Source organism: Fibrobacter sp. UWB5, assembly GCF_002210295.1.
Taxonomy (GTDB): domain Bacteria; phylum Fibrobacterota; class Fibrobacteria; order Fibrobacterales; family Fibrobacteraceae; genus Fibrobacter.
Window position 1 is genome coordinate 264558 of record NZ_MWQH01000005.1, and the last position, 11203, is coordinate 275760.

The following is an 11203-nucleotide window of genomic DNA, read 5'->3' on the forward strand; positions in this document are numbered from 1 at the left end:
GCAAACCGAAACAAAAGAGACGTCTAACTCGTTGACAGACAACGATTTAGGACCGCTTTTCCGCGGAATCCGAAGACCGGATTTCGCGTATTTTCTATACTTGGAATCAAGTTGATCAGGAGACCGACGACATTTCTAGGAACAGCCGCCTTCGCCACGGCTGTTGTTGGCGCCATTGCCCTTGGCGTCTGGTTCCTGCATGCGCTCGTGGAACGATTCCTGTCGACTCCGCACACGGTCGCGGGTATTACGATTAGCCCTCACGGGCACCGTATGGACGACCTTTTGACCCACCATTTCGATTCGATCCGGGTTTCAATGGACGGGACCGATATCAAGGTAGCCAACCCCAATTTGGAAATCACCTTGCTTGGCGAACCCAAGGGCATTCGACTCGCCATGGATTCGGTGATTGCAGACATTGACGTTCCCAAGGAAAATGACGAGAAAAAGTCGAAGAAAAACGACAGCATTCCCAAATTCCCGGAAAAACTGAAAATTCACATCCCGGCGCAAGTCGACGTCAAGGAGGCGCGCGTTAACCTTTCGGACGGCAAGAGCTGGCAAGCAAGCAATATTTCTGTAGAAAGCCGCGGGCAAAAGGCTCTTTCCATCAGCGCAAGAAACATTAAAGGCGACTATATCTCGGCGCCGGCAAGCGTTACCCTGAACGCAGATTTCAGCAGCGACAAATTGAAGCTTGACGGCAAGATCAAGACGAAGAAAGATTCTATCGCCTTGAATGTCGAAGCGCCCAAGGACAACCTCGGAAAAATCAAGACTAGCACAGACCTAACCATCACCAATCCCGAAGACTGGATTCCGGTGGAGCTGCCGCCGGCAGTACCCGAACTCGGCAAGGTCAAGGTATCCGCTACGGCCAACGTCGACTTGCAAAAGAACCGCACCTCATACGACGCCACGATTGAAACGAGAGTGGGCGCTTTCTGGCCGCTGCTTGCCGAAAACGTGACCGTAAACCTTTCGGGCGACATGGAAAACATCGATGCCGATGTGGTTCTCAGGAACGACGAAGGCGGAACGATCGTACTGAACGGAAACGTCGATAAAGAAAGGAACGTGTTCTTCACGGGGCGCGTCGACCGCATGAACGCGATGTTCGGTCCACAGATGATGCCGCTTGACATGGAAATCAAATCGGGCGAACTAATCGACAACGAGCTGACCGTTTCAATCGAAACCCGGCACGGATCACTTGTCGACGCTGAAGTTCATCTCAAGGATTCGCTTTCGCTCACCTTTACCGGTGACATTTCCCCTTACGAACCGTGGGCACTAGACTGGACGCAAGGCAACCTGACCTTGGGCGCGCGAACGAAGGCATACGGATCCTTTGACGGACATTACCTGAAAATTCTCGCGAAGGTCAATTCGATTATCAACGCCTACCACATAACGGCAGACTCTCTGCAGGTGACGCTCGCCCTCAACAAGAAGGGAATCGACTTTACGAACGGTGTCATTTACACTCCGAACGAAACATTTGACTTTGACGGCGACGTGAAATGGAATGACGAACACCCGCACACCTCTTGGAACGTAAGACAGCAGCACGGCGGCAGCGCAAGCGCGTACGTGCACATCGGAGATTCGATTGCGCTCGACGTTCTGGCCGACAAGGTGGTTTTTGAAACGATTCCGTTCTCAGATATCAAACTCGGACGAAACATTCGAGGCAAGGTAAGCGGCGAATGGCACCACGACTTCGACAACCGATTCGGACAAATGGACGTGTCCGTGGATGGCGGTTTGGACGCTTTCAACGTCGGGCTCGAAACATCTCTCCGCGCCAACGGAGACACGCTGTTCATCGACCACTTCAAGGCCATCCATAACCGAAACTCCGTTACTGCAACAACCGTATTCGTGTTGCCTAACGATTCGAACCCGGACTTCAAGCCCACGACCTTCCTACCTGTAGAAGTGCTATTCGCAAACATTTCTTCGCACGACTTCAGTATTCCGCTACTGCTTGAAAGCTTTAACGACAGCACGCTCACCTCAGGCATGCTGAACGGTGACCTCACATACAACCAAGGCAACAAGCTCATTGGAAACCTGAGTTTTGCCGACATCAAATTCCGAAAGATTCCGCCCGACCTGTTCAACATTCGAAAGCTGAACGTGTTTGCCGAAAACGACAAGGTTGAACTGAACGCATACCTGGACATCGGTGGCGGCGGCTGGACCGGCAACACGCAGGTGATTATCAACAACGTGTTTAGCGACAAGCGTCACGTCAGTTTCTCGCATGGCAGTGACAACGGCGGCACGGTTTGGGCCGAAGGCTTTATTGACAACGACCTGTTATTCAAGGGAACTGTAGACGCAAACGGTTCTTGGTTCATTCCGGGAACGGTCAGCGAAATCAAGAATACCGACTTGCATGTGGACATTGCGGCCGATCTGCGAAAGGGACTTACCGGAATTACCGCAGACATGAGCTTGGATTCCACCATATACGAACCGCCTAGAACAAAGGTGCAGTTCCCGATTTACATGCGCGGCCATGTGGAAGACGGTCTCTTGAACATTTACGAAGCAAGAACCAAGAATGAAAACGACGAAGTCATTTCGGGAACGCTGCAGTTCAACCTCGACAGCATGAAGATTGATTCTATCAACGTGCATTCCGACCGTTATTCAATCAAGACCGAGTCGCACTACCTTGTGCTTGAAGACATCAATTCTACCATGACCGACAGCGAAGAAGAGTTGCGCGTGACCGCGAACATTCCGAAGATTTCTTACAAGTTTAACAACGTAATTTACGGCGATGCAGAAGCCATTGCCCGCGGAAATATCGGTTTCGCGATTCCGCATAGTCAAGAAGGCATCATCAAGAACAGTACCATTACAGGCGATATTACAATTGACAAGATGGTGTTCTACCGCGACTTTGACATTGACATTACGCCTGCAGCTCTCGACAAGTACTTGACCATGTTCAACAACTTTGTCGCCAAGATGCGCAAGGAAGGCGCAAAAGAAGAAAAGATTTCTGTATCAAGCCCCATTAACCTTGCGGTGCATATCAGCGACTCTCAGACAGATTCCATGGCTGTCGTAACACCATTTGCAACCTTCCCGCTTACAGTGGATATTTGGGTGCTTGGCAATACGGTGCGTCCGCTGTTACGCGGCGACATAACGAACACGAACAGCGGATTTATCGGTGTTAAGGACATCTATGAATTCGACTTGAATTCGTTCATGATTTCTTGGAACGATGTTCCGTGGCAAAAGGGCGTTGTCGACGTGAGCAGCAGTCAGGAACTCCCCTACTGTTCAGCCGAAACGAACGAGACCGAAAAAGAGACTTGTCCGATTAACCTAGACTTGCAAGGAACTATTTCGAACCTGCAGGCGGTTCCCTCGTCTAACTGCGGCACCGACGCCTCGGCGGCATCAATTTACTACAACATTTTGCTAGGCTGTATTGCAAACGACAACGGCGAAGAAACCGACTGGAACAAACTTGCCGGTAAGGCAATCGGTAAGGTGATTTCGACAACGGCCAACAAGACCTTGGGCGGCGACTACATTGGTGATATCGAAATGAAGGTGATGTTCTTTGAAAACAACACCACCGGCGATAAGGACTCCAGCTACTTCAAGATTCCGATTTCGCTGGACCGCTGGGTTAAGGACTTGAGTTTGATCTTTGGCTACACTCAAGACCAGAGCGTAAGCCCCACTTACGACCAGTCGTTCCAATTCGGCATCAACTACACGTTGCCCGTATTCCAAGAAGACATTTACTCGCACGAGAACCATTTGTCGCCAACCTTGTACCTGAACGGTATGCTGACATCTAAGCAGTATTTGACCAATACCGGTGCCGGAAGTAACGACCGACTCGAAAAAGACGTCGGTATCAACTACATGTACCGATTCTGGAACCCGTGTATTCTTGGCCTTGGACGCTGCGAAGCCATCGAATCGCCCTCTAAGCAAAAGGAGGATTCAAAATGAAAAAGATCCTATTCCTTCTTTTAGCATTCACCTTCGTATGCCTAGCAGCCGATGACGATAAGCACCCGTGGTACGTAAACATCAAGGGTAACAAGGCCTTCTCGACCTTCCAGCTTGAAGAACAGCTTGACATTCCCGAAGAATTCGGCAAGATGGATACGACCAAGCAAGACTTCATGATGCGTCTTTCACTTGAAAACATCAAGGCGCTCTACTATTCTCGCGGTTATTACAGTCTCGATTTGTCAATGGATATCCAGCGCGACATCGTTTCAGCAGACAGCAGCATTCGCGGTTACTTCATTACCATTCGCGATGGCGAGCGTTACCGCTTTAGCGGAGTCAAGTTGATTGTTCCCGAAGACCGCAGGGTTGAAATTGACGAATCGAAATTGAATATCGCCCAAGACCACCTTTACAACCAAGACGATATTGCCGAAGACTTGGAAGACATTCAAAAGGCCTACCGCCGCGAAGGTTACCTGCATTCTACGCTTTCTTCTATCGAAATGATTGACACGACGCGCAAAAAGATTCTGGTGCAGATTACCGTTGATCCGGGCGCAAAAGTCATGATGGGAAACATCGCCTCTTCTAGCCGCCGTACTAAAGACAGGCGCAACCCGAACTTGGTCACTTCGGAAACAGGCCTTACCGATACGGCATGGCTCTCTAGCCTATGGCGCATTCCCGAAGGCGAAATCATTGATGGTAACCAGTACTACACCTTTAGAAACAAGCTTTTCTCGACCCAGCTGTTTACTCAAATCAAGATGAGCGACTCGCTCAGGGAAGACGGCCTTTCAGACGTTTACCTGAACGTGACCGAACGCGTGCCCGGCGAAACCCGCTACGGGTTCTTCTTCGAAGAAATTTACGGGTTCGGAGCACTCGCCTCGGCAAAGCACAAGAATTTCTTTGGTCACTTCCACGAATTTTCGACAAGCGCTCAAATTGCACAGCACAAGCAAGAAGCCTCTGTCGGTTACGCCAACCCGCTCTTATTCGGAACCTCGTTCAGCTTTATTCCGACGGCCATCCGCTTTGAAGACCGCATTACTTTGAACCACGAAAAAATCAACCCGCCGGCATACCCCGACAGCTTGGAAGAACGTTACGAAATCATCAACCGCGCAGACTTGACCTTCGGTATTACGAAGCGCATTCGTTTCCGCGGCACATTCGATACCCGTTACGTGAACAAGAACGAAGACAAGCTCTTCAAGCTGAAAGGCGAAACAGCGCTCACCTTTGACTACACCGACGACTACTTCAACCCGACAAAGGGTATACGACTTGCTCCCACACTTGGCGCGGGTTCTAACTGGAAAGCCGACCTTCAAAACCCGACCATGGTAGGCGACCCCTACACCTATGGCGAAATGACGGTGAACCTTTACCACCCGCTATTCTGGACCTTTTACGGAGCCGTTAGCGGAAGCGTCGGTAGATTCTTTGCCAAGGCCCTTGAAGACGATGCCCGAATCTTTTACCAGGGCGGTACGCGTTCTGTACGCGGTTACCGATTCCGCAGTATTTACGCAAGCTACGACAGCACATACACCGTGCGCGACGAAGACACCGGCGAAGAAAAAGAGGTTACCGACATTCACACGGGCCTTACACCGCTTTACTTTAGATTCAACCAAGAAGTGCGCTGGACATTCCCGTGGAAGTCTTGGCAGCGCTGGCAGATTGTGCAGTTCTACGACTGGGCCCGCGTAACCGACAGCGAAAGCGGCAAGTACGCCGCCGAAGAAGACGAAAGCTTGGGATTCGGCATTCGTTACCGCTGGCAGTTCTTGACGTTCCGCCTGGATTATGCATTCAAGAAGGATTTGAGCAATTGGAACTTGGAACACTTCGCTTCCGGCCGATTCGCCTTCGACCTGTCGCAAACGTTCTAGGCGCCGACCGTTTCGCGATAGACATTCGCGAGATTCGATGCGGCAGGCGTAATATTCGCATTAATTCCAGCCGCAGCGAGGGCTGCATGGATTTGCTCTAACGAAGCTGCAGAATCTACTTTGAAAGTCGCGGATTCGCCGGCAAGGTCGGCGACTCGCCCGCTCTTCAAAAGTTGTCCGCGGTCGATGATGGCAAAATCGGTCGCTTCTTCTTCCATTTCAGCCAGAATATGCGAGCAAACGATAGCGGTACCGCCTTCGTTTTTGCGCCAGTCAGCAAGCAGGCTCCACACAGTTTCGCGGGCCATCGGGTCTAGGTTTGCAACCGGTTCATCGAGAATCAAGAGCTTGGGAGACGGTGCCATGGCACGCAGCAATTGCACCTTCTGACGGTTACCCAGCGAAAGCTTGCCCATGCGAGTTTCAAGACTCGGCAATTCCAGCTTTTTTGCAAGAGTCGCGATTCGCTCGCGGGCAGCGGATTCATTCCACTCGGGATTGCGCGCCGCATAAAAGCCCACGAAATAGTCCACGTATTCCGCAATCGAAAGCTTGGGGTAAACGCCCGGATTTTCAAGCAAGATTCCGCAGGCGCAAGGGTCAAGAAAACCGTTCTTGCCGCGCAAACCGTCTGCAATTTCAAGCGAGCCCGAAAACTTTGAGAATCGCCCGCACAAGAGTCGCAAAAACGTGGTCTTGCCCGCCCCATTCGGGCCCAGGAGCGCAAAGAAACTGCCTTCGGGAATTTCAAGAATCACCGAAGCAAGCGCCTTCGCCTGCGCGCCGGGGTAAGTAAACGAGATGTCACACGCCTTGATTGCGAACATATTCACAATATAGAATTATAGCCATCAAAAAATGCTCCCGAGTCATCTAATCTCGGGAGCAAAATTCTTTCTTTGATCTATTTATTTGCGCACTTGGAACACGACCCTGTCGCCGACGCGCATCATGTAAGCGCCATCGCGGAGACCAGCCTTCATGCTATTCCAGGCTTCGCTTGTAGAGCTAGCCATTACATTTGCGGACTTGATCAGCTTGCCGTTCATGTCGAACACCTGGCAGCGAACCATTGCGGGGCCCGCGGCAAAGACCACATTCTGCAACAAACCGGTTGTACTCGAAGAACTTGATTCCGGTGTCTCGGAGCTAGAAGATTCCGTTGCCGTAACACTCACGAACTTGATCCAGTCCACGTTAACGTAATCGGTATTGATGGTCAGGCGGAGCGTCTGCTTGCCTGCGGCCAGTTCCAATTCGCCCGCTTCGACTTCGGAATAAGTGTTCCAGTCGCCTTGCGAAGGAATTTCGGTTTGAACCTTCTTGTCGCCCACGGAAACCGTCACGCTAGATGCCGTCGAATTGCCCGTCGCACCGTTGATGACCACCTTGTACTTGCCGGCAGCCTTCACGTCGAGGGTGTATTCAAAGTAATCGTCTGCAGTGGTATAGCCGAGAGCGTAGCCGTCACCCGCCTTCACAATGCCAGCATCATCGCTGCGGTAGCCTGTTTCGTCACTCTTGCCATCAGCATCGCTGTAAGCGTAAGTATCGTAATTTTCGGCTTCGACCGTTCCCGGGATTTCAATCGCGCCCTTGAACGGCTTGACTTCAATCGGTTCACCAGAAACTTCAAGTTCGAGAGCCATAAATTCAATGGTATACGTGCCATCGGAATTCGGCTTGACTTCTTTGCCCTTCTGGCTCACGGTCTTGCCCTGGGCACCCTGAATCTTGACGCGCAGCGGCACGCTCTTGGGCATGTGCGCATGCGGAGAAGTCCACTTGACCGTAAACCCGGTCGAAGTGTTCGTCGAGGTCGCCTTATCGATAGTGAAGTGTGCGCGCAAGTAAGCGCCCACCGTCGAGAAACTTGCCACCCACAGATTCTTCTGCACGGCGTATTCAATCAGCGTCTTGATGTCGGCTGCAGAAATAATATCCCAGTTGGCAGCGACACCATGGTTCAGCTGCACATGCCACTTGCTACCGCTGGCCGCCTGGTCCAGGCTTCCTTTAAAGCCGTTGACCGTACTGCCGTTTCCTTGCCAGTAATGAGAATCAATCTGCATCCAATCCGGTTCGGTGTCCCAGCTCGTAAGGCCGCCACCACCGCAACCGCGGCTAATAAAATGTTCCTGGTTAATCGCATTCTTGACCGTCGCGTTCTGGGCACAATACGGCGTCGCCAAAGAGGTCGCTTCAAGGCCCATGCTACGCAACTTCTGGGCAGCCCCGCTAATTTCAGAACCCGGGTTGCCTTCCTTGGTCAAATCCTTATGGTTCATCGTATGGTTGCCGATTTCGTGACCCTTCTTCGCATAATTCAAGTGCGGCTGCGAATTGGTCGAAAAGTCCATCGTGTTCGTGCAGACAAAGAACGTCACCGACACATCGGGCATATTGTCCAAGAAGGTCAGGTTCGTTGTCTGCGAATGCAAACCGTCGTCAAAGGTGAAAGTGGCTGCACCGGGGTGACCGTTCCAAGGTACCGTGGTGATGGGACCTGCAAATGCAGAAACGGCAGCAAACGACAACGCCGCACCAAGCGAAACTTTCAAACATTCCATAAAAACTCCTTATTTGTAATTTAACCTATTTCGCCACAAAAATCCACGCCCTTCCGTAAAAAAAATATGGACATAAATACAAAGCTCGCAAGCGAGCGTCGCATCGGCAAACCATACAAAAAGCCCTCGGCTTTGAACCGAGGGCAATTTCTTAAGTAGGCGCGGAGCGTTTGCCCCGCTACACATTACTTATACAAGGGGTGCTTCTTGCAGAGAGCCACGATTTCTTCGCGGATCTTGGCGAGAGCGGCATCGTCGTCCTTAGCCTTCACGCAGCGGTCGATGATGCGAGCCACTTCGCGGGAGTCTTCTTCATCGAAGCCACGAGTCGTGATAGCGGCAGTACCGAGACGGACACCGGACGGATCCATCGGCTTGCGCGGATCGAACGGGATGGTAGAACGGCTGCAGGAGATGCCGACCTTTTCCATAGCCACTTCAGCTTCCTTACCGGAAACGCCCTTGGAGGTCATGTCGACCACGATGAGGTGGTTGTCGGTACCATCGCTAATCACCTTGTAGCCGAGCTTCTGCATTTCGGCGCAGAGAGCCTGAGCGTTCTTGATGACGTTCTTGGCGTAGGTCTGGAATTCCGGCTGCAGAGCTTCGAGGAATGCAACGGCCTTACCAGCGTTCACGTGGTCATGCGGACCACCCTGCATGCCCGGGAACACGCCCTTGTCGATTTCCTTGGCCAAAGAAACTTCCTTGAGTTCGCCCTTCACCATCTTCTGGATGGTGCGGTCCTTGCACATGATGATAGCAGAGCGCGGGCCACGGAGAGTCTTGTGGGTGGTGGTCGTCACGATGTCGAAGTACGGCACCGGAGATTCGATAGCCTTACCGGCAATGAGACCGGCAATGTGAGAAATGTCAGCCATGGTGAGCGCGCCCACTTCGTCGGCGATTTCCTTGAAGCGCTTCCAGTCGAGGTTGCGGCTGTAGGCAGAGAAACCGGCGAGGATCATCTTCGGCTTTTCGCGGAGAGCGATTTCGCGGACCTTGTCCATGTCGATGCGGCCCGTTTCCTTATCGACTTCGTACTGCACGAAGTTGTAGAGCATGCCGGAGAAGTTCACCGGATGGCCGTGAGAAAGGTGTCCACCGTGGTCGAGCTTGAGGCCGAGGACCTTGTCGCCCGGTTTGAGGACGGCGAAATAGACAGCGGCGTTGGCCGGAGAACCGGACAGCGGCTGGATGTTCACGTGGTCGCAACCAAAGAGCTTCTTGCAACGTTCGATGGCCAAAGCTTCCATCTTGTCGATCACTTCGTTACCACCGTAGTAGCGCTTGCCCACGTAGCCTTCGCTGTACTTGTTGGTCAGCACGGAGCCCATGGCTTCCATGACGGCCTTGGAGGTGTAGTTTTCGGAAGCGATGAGTTCGATGCCATATTCCTGGCGTTCGGCTTCTTCCTGGATGATGTTGTAGATTTCCGGATCGGTCTGTTGCAGTGTAGATTTGAGCATTTAGCTACTCCTTGATTTGTACGGCGCAAATATAGCTTTTTAGACGAGAGACCCAAGACGAGAGACTAAAGATTTTTCTAAAAACAAGCTTAAAGGGGCATTATTTGGGGGAGGAATCCCCCTGCTTGCAGCCCCGGCATATGTGCATGGCCTTCGCGATGTTGTTACCCGCTCACTATCACGGAAAATTCCGTGGCTCGTTCGCTTGCTAACAACATTCGCTTCGGCCAAATACAAGCATACCTATAGCCGGGTCTTCCAGCACCCCCTCGCCTAAGGGGCTCTGCCCCCTAAAACCCCTGGCTTTAATCTGCCTACCGCTGCCCACGGCTCCAGAAATGTGCTCGTCTCACTCTTACACGACCGTTCGTCTTACGCCTCACTCTCGCTACAGCCCCAGCTTAACGCATGGGGCTTTAAGCTCACATGGATTCGGCCTTCGGCCGACGAATGTTCGCTCGACGACTTATCTTCTTCCGCCTTAGGGCATTTTAGAAGACTATTTGTTTAATAGTCCTTCGTACAGCGAACCGATAAATAATTATACCGTTCCGACCCAGAATCCCACACAATACCTTGTTTACTTAACCTAGATGCTTTACCCCAATCATCTCGCTCTTTACACAATTCAGGGAGCCACATATAAGCAAATTCACCATATGAATAAAACCCTCCCTCAATAGCAACTCCTACCGGAAGAAGCGAGAAACCGTAAAGGTCATACCCACCCCATACAGCCCTGGAATTAACTCTGCCACCCCCTCCAATAAGGCGCCATTCATCTTCCGTCATGATATGCCAACCCTTCGGGCATATTCCCTGAATGTATTGATTAATGTATTCACCATTATCAAAATACGTTGTATCGAGTTTTTCAACGGCAACTGTATCATACTTTTTAGGGATGTTCATGGCCTCGCTCCACGTATAGAGACCTCCAAAACCATTGTCGCAATACCACTCATCATCGTTGTAGCAGACCTTTTCCACCACCGAGTCACTGAACTCAGTCGCATTTGCCATAATTTGCTTTCCCAAATTCAGGTTTTCTGCAAAGAATGTACGGGTCTTGGCAAGACCATTATCAATTGTAATTGTAACAATCTTATATTCCTGACCATCGCGTTCATCGACAAATGTTTCATAATCAATATTTGATGCAAACTGTTTTTCCATATTGGGGTGCGGCACATAGGGCTTTATGGTTGGACTATGCAGGAGTTTAATAAGAGGGTAGCATAAGCTACTATATTCATTGCGC

6 protein-coding genes are annotated in these 11203 nt (G+C 51.3%); 2 read left to right on the plus strand and 4 right to left on the minus strand.

Going from position 1 to position 11203, the window contains the following annotated elements; genetic code table 11:
- Nucleotides 1-111 precede the first annotated feature (111 nt).
- Both B7989_RS09445 and B7989_RS09450 read left to right on the plus strand, forming a co-directional pair.
- Entirely contained in the window at nucleotides 112-3996 is a 3885-nt protein-coding gene (locus tag B7989_RS09445; protein ID WP_088628250.1) for a hypothetical protein, read from the plus strand.
- Nucleotides 3993-5903 (plus strand): BamA/TamA family outer membrane protein, encoded by a 1911-nt coding sequence (locus B7989_RS09450; RefSeq protein ID WP_088628251.1) that lies wholly within the window; start codon nucleotides 3993-3995, stop codon nucleotides 5901-5903. The genes B7989_RS09445 and B7989_RS09450 overlap by 4 nt, the downstream gene beginning before the upstream one ends.
- On the opposite strand, the gene B7989_RS09455 is transcribed toward B7989_RS09450, so the two are convergent.
- The 4 genes from B7989_RS09455 to B7989_RS09470 form a co-directional block, all read right to left on the minus strand.
- Nucleotides 5900-6730 (minus strand): ABC transporter ATP-binding protein, encoded by an 831-nt coding sequence (locus tag B7989_RS09455; protein WP_088628269.1) that lies wholly within the window; start codon nucleotides 6728-6730, stop codon nucleotides 5900-5902. The genes B7989_RS09450 and B7989_RS09455 overlap by 4 nt on opposite strands.
- 81 nt (nucleotides 6731-6811) lie before the next feature.
- Nucleotides 6812-8473, minus strand: a complete 1662-nt coding sequence (locus tag B7989_RS09460) for a carbohydrate-binding protein (RefSeq protein ID WP_088628252.1) — start codon at nucleotides 8471-8473, stop codon at nucleotides 6812-6814.
- 185 nt (nucleotides 8474-8658) lie between these two features.
- Nucleotides 8659-9942 (minus strand): serine hydroxymethyltransferase, encoded by a 1284-nt coding sequence (glyA, locus tag B7989_RS09465; RefSeq protein WP_088628253.1) that lies wholly within the window; start codon nucleotides 9940-9942, stop codon nucleotides 8659-8661.
- Between the two features lie 507 nt (nucleotides 9943-10449).
- Nucleotides 10450-11203: FISUMP domain-containing protein (locus B7989_RS09470; protein ID WP_304529068.1), on the minus strand; the 754-nt coding region annotated here is incomplete at its 5' end.

Excerpts from the sequence above, each read along its gene's own strand:
- B7989_RS09450 (WP_088628251.1), top strand. The coding sequence starts at position 3,993 with ATGAAAAAGATCCTATTCCTTCTTTTAGCATTCACCTTCGTATGCCTA.
- B7989_RS09455 (WP_088628269.1), bottom strand. The coding sequence starts at position 6,730 with ATGTTCGCAATCAAGGCGTGTGACATCTCGTTTACTTACCCCGGCGCG.
- B7989_RS09460 (WP_088628252.1), bottom strand. The coding sequence starts at position 8,473 with ATGGAATGTTTGAAAGTTTCGCTTGGTGCGGCGTTGTCGTTTGCTGCC.
- glyA (WP_088628253.1), bottom strand. The coding sequence starts at position 9,942 with ATGCTCAAATCTACACTGCAACAGACCGATCCGGAAATCTACAACATC.